Source organism: Pseudoalteromonas sp. AWH4_217, assembly GCF_056161105.1.
The window spans coordinates 23,773-38,756 of sequence record NZ_JBSWYM010000007.1; the positions used below are offsets into that span (position 1 = coordinate 23,773).

General features: G+C 47.6%; 14 protein-coding genes. 7 read left to right on the forward strand and 7 right to left on the reverse strand.

Annotation, left to right across the window (positions count from 1 at the left end):
• The 6 genes from ACXAH1_RS09925 to ACXAH1_RS09950 form a co-directional block, all read right to left on the reverse strand.
• Positions 1-375 (reverse strand): hypothetical protein, encoded by a 375-nt coding sequence (locus ACXAH1_RS09925; RefSeq protein ID WP_138553312.1) that lies wholly within the window; start codon positions 373-375, stop codon positions 1-3.
• Between the two features lie 155 nt (positions 376-530).
• On the reverse strand, positions 531-1,739 hold the full coding sequence (locus tag ACXAH1_RS09930; protein WP_475196397.1) for an ABC transporter permease: 1,209 nt from the start codon (positions 1,737-1,739) through the stop codon (positions 531-533).
• Positions 1,740-1,749: 10 nt separating this feature from the next.
• Positions 1,750-3,084, reverse strand: coding sequence for an ABC transporter permease (locus tag ACXAH1_RS09935; RefSeq protein WP_475196399.1), 1,335 nt, complete (start codon positions 3,082-3,084; stop codon positions 1,750-1,752).
• A gap of 141 nt (positions 3,085-3,225) precedes the next feature.
• The gene (locus tag ACXAH1_RS09940; RefSeq protein WP_475196401.1) at positions 3,226-4,431 is read right to left on the reverse strand and encodes an ABC transporter permease; all 1,206 of its coding nucleotides are present in this window, start codon (positions 4,429-4,431) and stop codon (positions 3,226-3,228) included.
• Positions 4,432-4,440: 9 nt separating this feature from the next.
• The gene (locus tag ACXAH1_RS09945) at positions 4,441-5,772 is read right to left on the reverse strand and encodes an ABC transporter permease (protein ID WP_475196403.1); all 1,332 of its coding nucleotides are present in this window, start codon (positions 5,770-5,772) and stop codon (positions 4,441-4,443) included.
• Between the two features lie 8 nt (positions 5,773-5,780).
• Positions 5,781-6,470 carry an ABC transporter ATP-binding protein gene (locus tag ACXAH1_RS09950; protein WP_475196405.1) on the reverse strand — a complete coding sequence of 230 codons (690 nt, stop codon included), beginning with the start codon at positions 6,468-6,470 and terminating at the stop codon, positions 5,781-5,783.
• A 380-nt stretch (positions 6,471-6,850) separates the two neighbouring features.
• On the opposite strand from ACXAH1_RS09950, the gene ACXAH1_RS09955 reads away from it, so the two are divergent.
• From ACXAH1_RS09955 to ACXAH1_RS09980, 6 genes are all read left to right on the forward strand, one after another.
• On the forward strand, positions 6,851-7,345 hold the full coding sequence (locus tag ACXAH1_RS09955; RefSeq protein ID WP_475196406.1) for a DUF1993 family protein: 495 nt from the start codon (positions 6,851-6,853) through the stop codon (positions 7,343-7,345).
• A gap of 59 nt (positions 7,346-7,404) precedes the next feature.
• Positions 7,405-8,838, forward strand: coding sequence for a hypothetical protein (locus ACXAH1_RS09960; protein WP_475196407.1), 1,434 nt, complete (start codon positions 7,405-7,407; stop codon positions 8,836-8,838).
• Between the two features lie 144 nt (positions 8,839-8,982).
• Entirely contained in the window at positions 8,983-9,747 is a 765-nt protein-coding gene (locus ACXAH1_RS09965; protein ID WP_475196408.1) for a fimbrial biogenesis chaperone, read from the forward strand.
• 11 nt (positions 9,748-9,758) lie between these two features.
• Entirely contained in the window at positions 9,759-10,250 is a 492-nt protein-coding gene (locus tag ACXAH1_RS09970; RefSeq protein WP_475196410.1) for a DUF4402 domain-containing protein, read from the forward strand.
• Positions 10,251-10,268: 18 nt separating this feature from the next.
• Positions 10,269-10,769, forward strand: a complete 501-nt coding sequence (locus ACXAH1_RS09975) for a hypothetical protein (protein ID WP_138544846.1) — start codon at positions 10,269-10,271, stop codon at positions 10,767-10,769.
• A gap of 45 nt (positions 10,770-10,814) precedes the next feature.
• Positions 10,815-13,298 carry a hypothetical protein gene (locus ACXAH1_RS09980; protein ID WP_475196412.1) on the forward strand — a complete coding sequence of 828 codons (2,484 nt, stop codon included), beginning with the start codon at positions 10,815-10,817 and terminating at the stop codon, positions 13,296-13,298.
• Here ACXAH1_RS09980 and ACXAH1_RS09985 read toward each other — a convergent pair.
• Positions 13,295-14,134, reverse strand: a complete 840-nt coding sequence (locus ACXAH1_RS09985; RefSeq protein WP_475196414.1) for an AraC family transcriptional regulator — start codon at positions 14,132-14,134, stop codon at positions 13,295-13,297. The two genes, ACXAH1_RS09980 and ACXAH1_RS09985, sit on opposite strands and share 4 nt — an antisense overlap.
• A gap of 96 nt (positions 14,135-14,230) precedes the next feature.
• Here ACXAH1_RS09985 and ACXAH1_RS09990 point away from each other — a divergent pair, with 96 nt between their 5' ends.
• Complete coding sequence (locus tag ACXAH1_RS09990; RefSeq protein WP_475196416.1) at positions 14,231-14,983, forward strand: HAD-IIB family hydrolase; 753 nt, start codon at positions 14,231-14,233, stop codon at positions 14,981-14,983.
• Position 14,984: the final 1 nt, after the last annotated feature.

Below are 14,984 nucleotides of genomic sequence, written 5' to 3' on the forward strand. Positions count from 1 at the left end.
TCATTTCATCGCGGTTTTTAGATAATTTACGACCGTATTTAAATCAACCAGGCGCTGCTGCGCCTCTTCTTTGCTGATCCCCTGAATAGCTTCATAATCGTCAAGAAAAATGGCACTGTCATAATCGCCCGTAGAGGCATTTCTGACGTACACCAGCACATAGCAATACCGTAAAATAGAATCCAGATAACGGAAGAACTCTATGTCATCTGCACTGAGGTCGGGTTTTACCCCACCGCCAAGTCGATTGATAAACACCTGTTTAACATAAACACTCTGCTCACCCAGTGTATATTTAACAACACCGTAACAGCCATTGTTATTGATTGATTCAGAGCAAATATCTGCGGCTGGTAGTAAGCCAGTCTGGTGCATAACTTCATTCCTGATAACATTAGTTTCATATAATGTTAGAACAAAATTACAAAATAACTATAAATTGACATGAATAACCCCCAAAAGAGTACCTGTGAACTCTTTTGGGGAAATTTTATCGATTTTCGGTATGGTGCCAGATCTCTCCAGGGGTATCAGACACTGCGCGTTGCCAATGCAGGAGAGACCCTCGCAGCCATCCAGGCCGGTTGACATACAGCCAGCTGTCCCACAATCAGGATGACACCCGCCACCTGAAACAGATAGACTACCGGCACCGGCGCCATATCAAAGTGGTTAACTAACTGTACATTTGCAAGCAATGCACAGATGACACCGACCACAATGCCCACTGATGTCACAATGGCGTTTTCTGCCATGCAATAACGCAGTATGTCTGCCCGGCTGGCCCCCAATGCTCTACGGGTGCCAATTTGCTTGCGACGTTTAACCACAGTAAACCTAGCCTGGCCGAATATGCCCAGCAAGGTCAAAAGTACCAGCCCGACAATCACCCAGTACAGCGTCTTAATTGCAGCCGTTTCCGATTTAAACTTGTCCGCGCGGATCTGCTGATAGTCCATCATTTTATCCAAATGACGGCCCGGTGTTTTCATCAGCGCTTTGACCACCTGTTGTTTTGCCTGTTCCAGCTCTCCTGGTCTTGAGCGAATCAACATTTTATAGTTGCTACTAATGTGCCGTAATGGGATCAATACTGTATTGGCATGGGAATACCAGCCAGGCCAGACAGACTTCAGATCTTTGACGACCCCTTTAACAATAAAAGGCTCATAATTGAGATAAACGGTAGTCCCCAGGATCGCACGCCAGTCATCCGGATAATACAATTCAGCAAATCCCTTGGATACCACTGTTTGCGTCGCGTTAGCGCTAAAGTCTATCGAATCCTGGACTTCTCCCTCGCTTGGTCCTTCTCCGGCTATCAGCTCTAACCCCATAGTCGCAATGGCATGTTCATCGCCGGTGAAATAACCCGTATAGATATTCATATCTTCTTCGGTGGGCCCTAATCCCGTCGGTGCATAACTTCCCCAGTCGCTAAGTGGAAATGAATTCATCACCGTAACATTTTCAACACTTGGAAGAGCCCGAACATCCCGTAAGTCCTGCTTAACCAGTGCGATCATTTCCTCAGCTTCACTACTTTGTACGTTAGTGTGTAGTGTAAAAATCACCTCTTCATCCAGGCCACTTGGCTCAATCAGCAGCGCTTCCTTCTGAATGATCAGGTACACAGCATTAACCAAAATAGTAAAGGTCACGGCTATTTGTAAAATCAGTAACAATGGTGCTGATTTAGAACGCCAGAGCGTACTCAAAATCGGTTTTAAATCTTTCATGTGACGACTCCTATAGACTCTTTAATTGAGCCGAAGGCTGGATCTGAGCGGCCCGATAGATAGGCCACAATCCAAACACCGTGCTGCTCACCACCGCCAGCACCACTGTCATAATTACCAATGGGAGAGTCATCTGCATCAAGCCCTCTGGTAAATGAGCAAAAATATCGGCGGTTAAGCGCAAGCCAAGCTGAGCCAGTGCCAGGCCCAGAAAGCCTCCTATGGTACCGATAAGCACCGTCTCACAACCAAATTGGATAGCAATATGTTGCTTGCTGGCTCCGACCGCTCTGCGCAGTCCCACTTCAGCCCCTTTACCATAGAACTTGATGAGCATCAGACCCATACAATTGAGTAAGCAAGCCACCAAAAATGCAAAGGCCAGCCAAACAGCAATAAAGTCGTCTTCTTCTACGATCTTATCTTCTTTAAGCGATTCCTTGATGTTAAAAACCTTGCTGAGGTTTTCACGAGCAAAGCGCCCTGACCCTTTTTGTTGCTCTACATACGCGTTAATGTGATCCATGTAATCGCTGCGTTGTGCCGCTGACGACAACTCCACCCAGTAACGGATCCAGACACACTCAGAGGCCAGGAATGTCTCCAGTGAACTGTCATCCAGTGGCGCCCAGCATTGCCAGCTCATTTCGCCCTTTGACAATAAGTTATTGTTTATCTGAAACTGGAATGGGGTGAATATGGGAAAGGGCAGGCTGTGTGCGTGTTGGCGTCCGTGAAATACCTGAGGAAGCGGCGACCAGCTGTCAAGCACCCCAACGATCCGAGCCAGATGTTTACCGATTAAGATATGCTGGCCCACGGAGTTAGCCCCGGAAAATAGTCGATCGTTTGTTTGCTTATCTAACACCACCAGCGCAGCCCCTTCTTTGTCTTCGAGATCAGACCAGGGGGAGCCATACAAGAAAGGGACATTGAACATATCAAAAAAGTCATTGTTGACTGAATTGACGCGCAACATTTTAGCTTCTTTATCTGTCTGAAACTCACTGCGTACCATATTTTTATACATAACCACAGCGGTTTGACGTTGCCCTTTCGCTTCCTCCAGCAGGTTCATCGTATCCATGTAAGTCAGCATAGGAGGGATCACTTCTTCCCCCCGGGATATCTGGTAGGCTTTATCCGGACTCCAACTACTTAAACGCACTGAGAAGGTGCGTTCACTTTTCTCGGGTAACGGGTCCTTTGCCATCATGATACTAACAGTAGAGGTGATCATGGTAGCCGCAATGCCCATCGCAATGGTACCGATCATAAGAGCGCTTAACAGAGGCGTCTTTTTAAGACTTATCCAGGCCAGTTTGAAATAGTATCCAATCAACATATCCACCCCCTGCAGACATGCCGACGAGACCCCGTGCAGAGAACACACAACTCCCGTTGCATACAATGAAGTAACATACTTATTCCTTTTTTATTATATAGTATTTCCTTTGATCAGAGGCCACATCATGCGGCCGCTGATTTAAACGCTACGTGTTGCCAGTGCAGGCGATACACGTGCAGCCTGCCAGGCTGGCTGGATCACGGCAAGCTGTCCTGCGGATAGCATAATCACTGCGCCAATCAGCAGATAATATGCCGGAACAGGGACTAAGCCAAAATAGCTCACCAACTGGGTGTTAACTAATACCGCACAGATCACACCAATGGCCACCCCGACAAGTGTAACAATGAGATTTTCCATTAGATAATAACGTAATACCTGTACCCGGTTAGCGCCCAACGCACGACGAGTGCCAATTTGTTTACGTCGCTTCAGGATGGCAAAGCGCGCCTGACCAAATATCGCCAGCATAGTCAGTACTAACAGTCCCACCAATACCAGCTTCAGAGTTTTCAGCTCCGCAACATCAGTGCGATAGCTCTCTTCGCGCGTCTGGCTAAAAGGCTTGAGCTTGTCAATTTGCCTGCCTGGCGTCGCCAGCAGCAAGGCCTTCACATCAGACATTGCTTGCTCCAGTACACCTGGTTGTGCTTTCACCATAATGCCAACCTTGTCATGAACTTCGAACGTTGGTGACAACACCACGTGATCGAACAGTCGCCAAAAACTCCATACAGCTTTAAGATTGTCTACCACCCCAATCACCTGTTGCGGCTCATTCTGAACATACAAAGTCTTGCCCAGGACATCTCGCCAGTTATCAGGGTGCAATGTTTGCGCAAGAGCTCTGGAAACCACCACTTTTCCGCCAGATTGTGCGCCAAAATAGGAATGCGAAACATCGCTTTGTTCAAACCATTGTCCCGCAATGAGATCCAGGTCCAGTGTGTCGCGACTGTCGAAGTTACTGCCATAGTAACCGCTTGCGGTGAGCTTATCCTCATCTGCAGGCCCGTAACCAATATCAACAGACCGTCCAAACCCGCTCATAGGGACTGATGTCACAGGAATGGCATTGTCTACCGTTCCCAGGCCCTTGATATCTCTTATGACCTGCTCAAACTCCGCCACCCGGGCATCGCCCTTTTCCTGCAGATTAATAAACAACGAAAACACCTGAGACTCATTGAGGCCACTGGGGGCCGTCACTTTATCGTGCTTTTGTGAGACCATATAAACGGCGTTGACAAATATCGTAAAGGTCACAGCTATTTGCAATATCAATAGTAAAGGGGAGGTCTTGCTGCGCCATATCGTTTTAAGAATCACGGTAAAATCTTTCATGATCCGCTCCTACAGACTCTTAAGTTGACTAGAGGGCTGGATCTGAGCGGCTCGATAAATCGGCCACAGCCCAAAGAGAATACTGGTCACAATAGACAACCCAAGTGTCATGAGCATAATCCGCAAATCCATTTGCATGATGGTGGCATTAAGGTAAGTAAATATTTGCTGTACCAGGTGCAGTCCCAGCTGCGCAAACAGCAGACCCAGCACACCACCAAACAAACCAATCAGGAAAGCTTCACACAAAAATTGCCAGCAAATATCGTGGCGACTGGCACCAACCGCTCGCCGGAGCCCTATTTCACTCCCTTTGCCATAAAACTTAGTCATCATCAGACTCATACAATTAAGTAAGCAGGCCAGTAAAAATGCAAATGCCAGCCACACCGCCATATCATTTTCGTTACTGAGGACTTTTGCCCAGCGCAGATACTCGTCTATGGTAAATAATCGGCTGAGGTTCTCTCTGGCAAAACGACCTGCCTGTTTTTGCTGTTCAACATAGGCGTTAATAAAGTCCATATACTGAGCTCTGTCTGCGCTCGATTCCAGCTCAACCCAATAGAATAACCAAATACAATCTGACGCCATAAAGTCGCTGAACGAAACATCTTCAATATCCTGCCAGCACGCCCAGGTCACGTCATTGCGAGAGAAAATCTCCTGATTTATCTGGTATTCAAGTGGAGTAAAAATTGACTCAGGATCGCGATAGGCGTGAGAAGATAAGTAGTAGAATTTCGGGATAGGGAACCAGTCGTCTATTACCCCTACGACTTGCATCAGGGAGTCACCCAAAACGATGTGGCGCCCTACAGAGTTAGCACCACCAAACAGCTCTTCATTCAATGCTTTCGTGATAACAACAACCTGATTCCCTGCACTATCATCCTGCTCAGACCAAGCGCCACCATACAAAAAGGGCACATCGAACATCGCAAAGAAGTCGTTGTGGGTAGTACGTATCATCCGCATCTGCGCATCGCGTTGAGCTTGTTCTTCAGCACGACTCATCATTTTAAACAAGCCAAGTGCCGACTCACGATGCGCTTTACCAGCTGCTTTGAGGTTTTTAGCATCCCGATAGGAAACCATTTCCGGAATCTCTTCCTGACCATCGGCCGTACGGTAAGGCTGATCAGGACCCCAGACACTTAACTGTACGGTGAAAACACGGTCACTTTTACCAGGCAAAGGGTCTTTGGTTTTCATATAACTGACGGTGTAGGTCACCATCGCGGCAGCAATACCTAATGCGATCGTGCTTACCATAAGTACACTCAATAAGGGTGTCTTACGTAAGCTGAGCCAGGCCAGCTTAAAGTAATAAGTTAGCATATGTAATCCTAAGCAATTGCTTGCTCTGGGGCACGACGTTCGCTCAATACACCATCTTTTATCTCAATGATCCGCTGCGCCTGACTGGCCTGCTCGGTGTCGTGCGTCACCATTAAAATACTGGTCCCTTTAGCATTAATGTCTTTAAGCAAAGACATGATGCCATCCGCCATTTTAGAATCCAGATTACCTGTTGGTTCATCCGCTAATAAAAATGCGGGGCTGCCGGCAAGTGCACGCGCTATAGCAACACGCTGCTGCTGTCCACCGGATAGTTGCTGGGGGTAATGGTCTTTGCGGCTCGCCAGGCCGACCTGCTGAAGCGCATCCATCACGCGCTGCTTACGCTCACTGGCGCTAAAGCTGCGATAACGTAGTGGCATTTCTACGTTGTCGAACAAGTTGAGTTCAGGGATTAGATTAAACCCTTGAAAAATAAAACCTATCTTTTCATTTCGTAAGCGTGATTTTTGCTTATCTGACAGACCCGTTACATCTTTACCGTCCAGTGTGTACTGGCCTTCACAATAGTCTTCCAGTAGCCCCGCAATATTTAGAAAAGTGGTTTTTCCTGAACCAGACGGGCCGATCACAGCAACAAACTCGCCTTGCTGTACTTCCAGGTCAAATGGTTGCAGCGCCTGAGTTTTTACTGTATCCGTGTAATAAGCTTTCGCCAGCTTTGACATTTTAAGCATAAAATTTCCTTATGGTTTGTCTTTATTCTTATTGGTGAGAAGCAAGAATGCACCTCACTTCAACAGACACGCACAGGGAATGCCTGTCCCCCTGTGTACCGTGCTGGCAGCTTTACGGGCTAATGTCTAAAATAAAGTCCGGACACAGCTGACCAACGAACTCAAGAAGGTACACAAAAAACCATTTAAAGTCACGTTTTTTAACGTTCCATTAAACTAATAACTCGACTTAATTTATCTACTACATTTGTTCTAGGTATTTGAAAATAATAATTAAGCAATAATCCGAGCATGTTGTTTTGTTAACAAAACAAGAGAAATTATCGGCCGACTAGAAAGTTTCTTTAACCTGTATTTTGATTTGTCCAAGCGAGGGAAACATGAGCAATATTATTGAGCCTTTTTTACATTATCTGAACCAGCTGCAAGCCATTATGCAACGTGAGGACATGACCGACGACTTGCTGACTCAGCGACTGTGCCCAGATATGTTCCCACTGCATCAACAGATATCCACGGCTGCGGCATTATCACTGCGCTGCTGCTGCCCACTTTTCAATAAAGAAGTGATCAGCTTTAAGCGTCCGACGATCAGCGTGAGTAATCTATTAGAGGAACTGAATGACACCATAGAGTATCTGACTAATTTGCGCAGCGATCCCTGGGAATCAATGCCCGCCAGCATCACATTCGTGGCTGGGTTTGCGACGCATACACTAGAGCCTGACAAGTATTTTCAATTCTACGCCTGGCCTAATTTTCTTTTCCATTTTTCAATGTCCTACGCGATCCTCCGCGCGGCGGGGTTGCCATTAAGCAAAGGAGATTTTGACGGTTTTCATCGTTACCCACCGGGGTTTTCGTTCCCATCTTAAAGTCCTGGTGCAATCGGCCGATAACCATTTAACTTTAAGTAACAAGGATAAGGTTATTTATGAAGCTTCACTTTCACAGCGACGCAGGCAAAACTGCGATTGCCGGGCACAACCCTATCGCTGAAAACTCGCAGGCACTGTCTGAACGTATACAGAGTCAGGCACTCTCAGCCAGCGCCCCCGATGATACCCCGCTTAACGACGCTCAATTCACGATACTGCAACCGGAGCATGGGAACGACTTCGCCGCGGCATTTACCTATCCAAGGCCAAGTGCACAACTGCCGGACTATATCGGTTTCAAACGCTTTCATATTACCAGTCAGGAAATGACTAAGAATGAGCATGGCCAGCTGAGTACTCAATATGCTTATGGCGACCTGACTGATAAAGACGATATCAATGCCTTTTTAGCCCAGCTTGATCGCCTGCCACCCGAGCAAAGAAATAAGCTCGAACATATCAAGCCCAGTAAATCGCTTTTATCCCTGGCTGAGCGTCTGGACGACAATGCACTCTCCCAGCTTGCAGATATTTTGATAGACGCAGGTAATACCTCGATATTTGCACTAGAGAAACGCAGACATGTGCCCGACGAGCTTGTTGAGGCCCTCTCAAGTCTGCCCGATGGCATTCTTTACGACACTTTGCAGACATTCGCCAGCCTGGCTGAACAAGGTGACACCTATCAGGCCCCCACCTCGCCAGTGGGTGTGGATGAAGAAGGGCGTGAGCGTATTTTGATGACCTCATCTGACCGGGATAAATACTGGAAGTATGAGCTGGCTCAGCCACCGGAAAATCTGCAATTGTTACACAGCTATACCGACTTACTCATTAGTGGAAAATTTAAAGGAGATGACCTGAGCACCCTAAACACGCATTTGCAGGAAAGTACCTTCTCTCAGAGTCGTGGCATACTGGATATGGCAACCGTTATAAAACCTTTTGAGAAACACAGTATGCTGGCCATGCTGAACGAAGTAGACAAAGAAAGTGAGCACAATGTGTTCGCTTATTTGAGTCAACAAGTTGACCTGTCCGCACACCGCCAATACTACCAGACGGAAAAGAATGATGTGGTTGTGCAACAGGACCTGCCCCCCAGCGAATCCGACCGCGGGCGTCTTTACTCCGATATTCTCACCGCATACGACGAATATGGGCTGGGATGGATCAATGATGCACTGGAACATACAGCAGGCACGCCACCACAAATACAACAACAGCTCTGGGAACAATTACTTGATGACGCAGAGCACTTTAACGAGCAGTTCGTGCGTTCCGATGCGCTGGAAAGCTGGACCAACCTTGCGATTCCCCCCTTGTTACAGGCATTGCATGACAGGCAAATTGACGACATTCGCGATTACAATAGTGAACGTATACTGCCCGATTTCCTTGGACACCTGACCTTCCTGGGAGGTATGAAGCAAGCCACAGAACAACCCAGCTCCAGTCAGGTTGGCTCTCAAGTAATGCCTGAAAACTAACCTGTGAGCCTGCCGGCAGATAGCGCCGGCTCCCCCTGGCTTACTCTTCCCTCACAGTCTAATGGTTGCAGTCAAATCTGATTAGGATATGATACCGGCACTTTAGCTGCGCTCATCAAACTAATAATTCAAAGAGCACCTTATATGAACAAAGCATTTTTCACATTGGTACTGCTACTTTCGGCCCTGACTTCTCAGGCATGGGCTTCAACCTTTAAACTGGACAGGCATCGGGTGGTTCTTGACCAGGAAACTCGCCGCGGTGAGTTACGCATCTACAATACCTCAGACAGCCTGCAGAGTTACCGGGTCTCACTGATAGATATGAAAATGGATGCTACGGGCTCCCTGAAAATCGCCGATCAATATCAGTTCTCTGCCAAGCCTTACCTTCGTGTAGGTCCCAGGGTTGCCAAAGACGTATTGCCCAAACAATTTCAAAAAATCCGCCTGATGAAAAAAGGCAAAATCCCTGACGGTGAGTTTCGTGCCCACCTGATGGTTGAAGCGCTCAGCGCCAGTTCGTCACAACCACAAAGTGGTGCCGTTACAGTACGAGCCAATTACAAAGTGATTATTCCTGTTTTTATCAAGAATACGTCATCCAGCACAGAACTGACTTTCGGTGCTGTGGCCTTCAGCAAAGATACCAAAAATATGCTCGTCAGCTTGCATAAACAGGGTCCGGGCCATACCAGCGCAAATTTGGTTGTGATGGAAGGCGAAGAAGAGCTTTTTCGTATCAACCAGTTCAGCTTATATCCCGAGTTAAGCCAGCGTGATATGTCTGTTCCGCTTGAATATCAGTCCCTGATCGACAAAAAACTGACATTACGTCTGGAAGATGTTGAATCTAAAGAACTCCTGAAGGAGCAAACCGTCACTATTTCTGAGCAAATGCTGAAATAATGATAGCCAGTTTGTTGACCAGCTTTGCTCTGTTATCGACGACCGCTGAGGAAGTCGATACTTTGACATATCTGAAGCAACAGCAACAAAATCAAACTCTTTCCACCGGGATCAGCATCAATTTATTGACACCTCTAACCTTCCCACCACTTAAACAGACCCCCGCAACCTGGGAAGGCGCCACCTGTAAGGCGAATGGGCGAAAAAATAATAAAACAGTTAAAAAGTCACTTTGCCCGGGTTTAAGAGGCTATAAAGCTGAATTCGAAATCACTGGCCAGCCCAGGAGTTACGTGGACATAGAAGTATATGGAAACGAAACAAAGCAGGGTTTAACCTTTACAGTACAAAACAAATCAGGAGGCTTTAATAAGCGCGTAAGAATAAAAAAATCAGGAGTTGGCACGTTTAGTGCAGGAGGTATTGTAACACTCAGTAACGCCTATGAAACAGGCAGCGGGGAGTACGCTTTCAGCTACACAGTTACTGCGGTATACCAATAATAATTAAGGAAATAAACAATGCTAAAAAAAACCTCCAGCGCAATCGCACTATTAGCTATGAGTTTTGGTTCTGTGGCAGCAACTTATCAGGTTGATGTTAATCTGGTCGTGGAACGTGCACCAATCCAAATCGAGCAAACAACGCCAATGAGTTTCCCGGAGCTACTGGTAAACGAAGCATCTAAAAATGGTGACGGCTGTTATGCGGTAGACACGCCCTTTGCTAATCCTACTGCTTCAGCGTTATGTAACGATCCTAATGTAGGTGGTCAGCAAGGTATCTTCACCGTACGAGGTACCCCTCGTGCAATTGTGAGCTACTCATATTCTGCGCCTGACCAAATTCAGGACGGGCTGAGATTTGCTCTGACACCTTTCTCTTCAGCAGTTCAGCTGAGTGCAGGTGGTGAGGCGTCAGTCTCAATGTCAGCAGTGGTAATGCTTGAAGACAAAGATATTGCCATCAACGCACCTGGTACCAAAACATTTACTTATGATTTTGTTGCGGCTTACCAGTAAGATCCCCATCATTTTCTAAAGGTCCGGCCCAGCCGGGCCTTTTGCATGCAGTATCTTTATCTCTTTTTCTTATTGTGCTTTTCCTCCTTGGTCTACTCTCGGGAAGTAGGCGATGTCGCCGATTTTATCTTTGCTGATCTGTATATTGATAAGCAAATCTTTCCTGAGGGCACAGAACTCATTACCCCAGATTACGACCATTACTTTGTATCACAGGCCAATCTGAACACCTTGCTGGCCAGTGAGTTAACCATCGATTTTGTCGGTAAAAAAGTGTCAGGTCAGTTGTGGGGGGAAACCGTGAACTTCTCCGTCGATGAGGAGAGCATAGTCACTCTGAATGGTGAGCCCCATATCAGGACAGATCAGCTAAGCCAGCTCAACATAGCGTCAACCTTCAATGCCCGAACTCAGGTACTCATTGTTGACACACAACAACGACACCCTAAGTCCCTGGAAAAAAAGCGCGAAGAGCGCAAACTCATCCTGACGGCCATGAATAAAAAACGTGCCAATCAGGTGGTGTTAAAAGACCAGTACCAGTGGTACACAGCACCCTATGTCGATGTACAGCTGTCTGCTTCACAAAGTAAGCACAATACAAACTCAACCGCCTATGTGACAATAAATCAGGACTTAGCACATCACCAGGCGAACATTGTCCTGACCGAATCTAATCAGGATCAGCTCAACGGCAAATTACTGCTCACACGAGAACTTTCCGATAAGATTGAATACCAGGTTGGTGACTTGCAGGGAATTTCAGGTGTGTTACTTGATAGCAGCGGCGGCGGCCTGGGTATTCAATACGGGACACAGCACAGTGCAGCTGGCAAGCCGCTGATTATTGAAGGTCACGCAGAGCCCGGCAGTGATGTCGAACTATACCGTAACGACGCATTATTTGATTTAGTACGTGTTAATGACAGTGGCCAGTATCGCTTTCGCCCACTGCAGATTTATAACTCAGAGCATAGCTATCATCTGATGATCCAGCATCCCGACGGACGGCGTGAACGTCGAGAGGTCATGACGCAAGCTAAGTCAGGTTATAACGCCGGACAGTGGTATCCAACCCTGACCGCCTATACAACAAAGGCCTCTGTACTGAGAAAAACACGTTTTAATCCCGAAGAAAAGTACATCAACCCGCAGTTTAACTATGTCCTGACCGATCAGGATGAGATCAATTTTGGCAAAGAGTGGCTGCACAACCTGCGACAAAAAAAGTCATTGTATTATCTCGGCTGGGAGCGTATTGGGCAGCCGGGTAAGGCAAAATGGCATGTCAAAGCAGGTAAAGACGAACACTGGTATTATGACTTTAAGTTGCTCAAGCCGCTTAGTGAAGTACACAACGTCAGCCTGTCCGCACAAAAAGGAGTTGGCCTCTTTGGCTCAGAAAAGATCAATACATTAAGCTATGAACTTAATCTCTCCGACTGGCAGGCCAGCTCCTCGTTTGGCCTCAGCCGGATAAACAAAGTGCAGTTCAAATCTTTGGATACTTATCTCAGCTATCGTTCAGGGTCCGGTAGCCTCGCCGGCAGCTTCGGCCACATTGAAGGCGGCGACTCCAGAGAACAAAGCTATTCACTGATAGGTAGTTTGAGCGGTAACTGGGGCAGAGCCAGACTCAACTGGAATAAGACCCGGGGGCTATTTGAACTGAACACGCTCGCTTTAAGTTACGCCCATCAGTTTGCCGGATATTATGGTACCTTGCAGCTGAGACGATCACTGTCTGAGCGCCGTAATGTCTCATCACTGACCCTGTCCAAAACCTTTGATAGTCTGGCTATCAGCGCCAATGCCGCCTATCACGAAGCCAGTGGCTGGCAATTTGGTCTGTCGTGCTCATTTTCATTCTATGGTCCCAGCCCATTGAACACTATGACCAGCCAGAGCGCCCGACACAACAGCGCACTGAAAATTCGTGCATTCTATGACAGAAACAGCAACCAACGCTTTGACGCTTCCGAACCCCATCTGCCTCATGTCACCATTATGCATAATGGCAATGAGGCCGACATGCTGGAACAGGGAGATGAAAAAACCTTGTTATATCTGCCAGGCAACCGCCCGGCCACCTTAGAGATAGAACACAACGAAATGGATGCACTCTACCTGCAACCTGAGTTTGGCCTGATTGAAGCCAACCTGCACCCTGGGGCAAACCAGACACTCGACATCCCCTTTCACCTGCAGTTTGAGGCCGAGGGTCTGATCATACTGACGAATAAAAATGGCGAAGAGGCCGATATCAGTGGCCGGATCCCGATTGCACTGACCCGCCTGACAAGTGGCGAAAAAACAGTACTTTACACAGAGCCAGACGGGTTTTTCTTTTTTGATAAGCTCAAACAAGGGGCGTACCATCTGGAAATCTCTCCAGACTATATCGAGGATAAAGCACTTACCTGCGATCCTTGCCAGTTATCATTTACATTGAACGAACAGAGTGAGCAACTAGTGGTACTGGAGGACTTGAGGCTTATTCCGAATGACATTGCTGACCCAGTCCACTAGCGCTTTCGCCAACTAAACTGACGGCGATATGCGGTGGGCGTCATGCCCGTCTGAGTTTTAAAAAACTGATTGAAATACGCCGCACTGCTAAAGCCACATTGCTGTGCCACCACGCTAATCGGACGGTGCTCCGTCGCCAACAAATGCTGAGCACGTTGACAACGCAGTAATGCACAGTACTGTGAAAACGAATAGCCAAGCTCATTTTGAAACCAGCGCTTTAAGGTTGCAGTGCTGACATTAACATAGCTTGCACATTCAGCCAGGCTTGGTTGCTCATCAACCCGGCTGGCAATAAATGCCTGCACACTGGCCAGACGCTCACTGTTACGCGAATAGCCAGATTGGAACCCGATTGCCGGGCTGGCCTGTAGTTCATCCAGGATCTCACACAATAAAGTTATCCGACGCAGCGGACTTGCAGCGTGAAGCGCCAGACAGGATTCACGGACACGCTCAGCGGTCTCTCGATTAAACACCAGGCCACTTTCAATGCCATCCAGCCAGTGCTGCATTGCTGCCAATTCAGGGATCCGGCCCCCCAGCAAAGCCTTTGGCCACAACACCACGACTACCAGTTCAGCTGTCTCATAGGGTACCTGGCAATCCCAGGTATGAGATACGCCCGGTGCGATCAGGGCCAGATCTATGTCAGCAAACTCATGGATCGCCTCGCCAATAAATCCACGACCTCGGGCACCCAGTGTCAGGATCAACTCGAAGCAGTCATGCTGATGCCACTCAAACAGGACACCCTGCTCAGCAATATGTTTCACCCGTACGGACTGATTCAGTGCAAATCGCACCGGGGCAGGTTTACCAGTATTCAATGTCAAATTTAAGCCAATATTTAAATATTTTGAGCCAATGACTAAAATACTAAGTTGTCAGTTTGGCAAAGTAAACACTCGATTTTGTACCCGGAAGTAACTATGAATTTTGTTTTTGATTTGGATGGCACCACCGTATTCCATGCTCAGCGCATGCAAGACGACATTAAACATGCCCTGCTGGCGCTGGAGCGCAGTGGTGGCAACTTGTATTTTGCCACAGCCCGGCCACTCAGAGATACCTTGCCGGTGTTGCCTGAATGCTTCTGGCATCACCCCATCATTGGTTGTAATGGCGCCATGTTCAGTCAGAACAAAGCCGTGATCAAAGCCCATAGCTTCGACCCCGTTCAGGTGCAAACCCTGCTCTGCTGGCTGGATAACAACGAGATAGCGTACTTATTTGACGGACACTGGCAGTATGCCATCTCCGATAAGCCTCACCATTTTCATCAACATGTGGCCGAACTTGGCATCCCACCGGGCAACAATCAGACACTAAGACAAGAGCCCATCGTGAAATTGCTGGTGTTAGAGGATGAGCATCATGATCAGGTCAAGCAAGTGTGTGAACAGACACTAAACAACTTTGAAATCTATCATCACAATGGCCATCATTGCTTTGACCTGGTGCCCGCACACAGCAACAAGCTCACGGCACTGCTGGAGCTTGGCCTGAATATGCAGCAAACCGTGTGTTTTGGTAACGACGTCAATGACATTGCCATGCTCGAAGCAGCCCGGCAAGCCTATGTTGTCGGCGAACAAATAGCGCCAAATTGTGATTTCATCCGCCTGACAGAAGACAGTGTGGCTGACACACTCCGCCAGCTGGCAGACGAATTTAGAGAATAAG

What these genes read in the sequence shown, in the direction of transcription:
- ACXAH1_RS09945 (WP_475196403.1), bottom strand. Translation starts at nt 5,772, where the DNA reads ATGCTAACTTATTACTTTAAGCTGGCCTGGCTCAGCTTACGTAAGACA.
- ACXAH1_RS09955 (WP_475196406.1), top strand. Translation starts at nt 6,851, where the DNA reads ATGAGCAATATTATTGAGCCTTTTTTACATTATCTGAACCAGCTGCAA.
- ACXAH1_RS09980 (WP_475196412.1), top strand. Translation starts at nt 10,815, where the DNA reads ATGCAGTATCTTTATCTCTTTTTCTTATTGTGCTTTTCCTCCTTGGTC.
- ACXAH1_RS09925 (WP_138553312.1), bottom strand. Translation starts at nt 375, where the DNA reads ATGCACCAGACTGGCTTACTACCAGCCGCAGATATTTGCTCTGAATCA.
- ACXAH1_RS09950 (WP_475196405.1), bottom strand. Translation starts at nt 6,470, where the DNA reads ATGCTTAAAATGTCAAAGCTGGCGAAAGCTTATTACACGGATACAGTA.
- ACXAH1_RS09975 (WP_138544846.1), top strand. Translation starts at nt 10,269, where the DNA reads ATGCTAAAAAAAACCTCCAGCGCAATCGCACTATTAGCTATGAGTTTT.
- ACXAH1_RS09930 (WP_475196397.1), bottom strand. Translation starts at nt 1,739, where the DNA reads ATGAAAGATTTAAAACCGATTTTGAGTACGCTCTGGCGTTCTAAATCA.
- ACXAH1_RS09940 (WP_475196401.1), bottom strand. Translation starts at nt 4,431, where the DNA reads ATGAAAGATTTTACCGTGATTCTTAAAACGATATGGCGCAGCAAGACC.
- ACXAH1_RS09965 (WP_475196408.1), top strand. Translation starts at nt 8,983, where the DNA reads ATGAACAAAGCATTTTTCACATTGGTACTGCTACTTTCGGCCCTGACT.
- ACXAH1_RS09935 (WP_475196399.1), bottom strand. Translation starts at nt 3,084, where the DNA reads ATGTTGATTGGATACTATTTCAAACTGGCCTGGATAAGTCTTAAAAAG.
- ACXAH1_RS09990 (WP_475196416.1), top strand. Translation starts at nt 14,231, where the DNA reads ATGAATTTTGTTTTTGATTTGGATGGCACCACCGTATTCCATGCTCAG.
- ACXAH1_RS09960 (WP_475196407.1), top strand. Translation starts at nt 7,405, where the DNA reads ATGAAGCTTCACTTTCACAGCGACGCAGGCAAAACTGCGATTGCCGGG.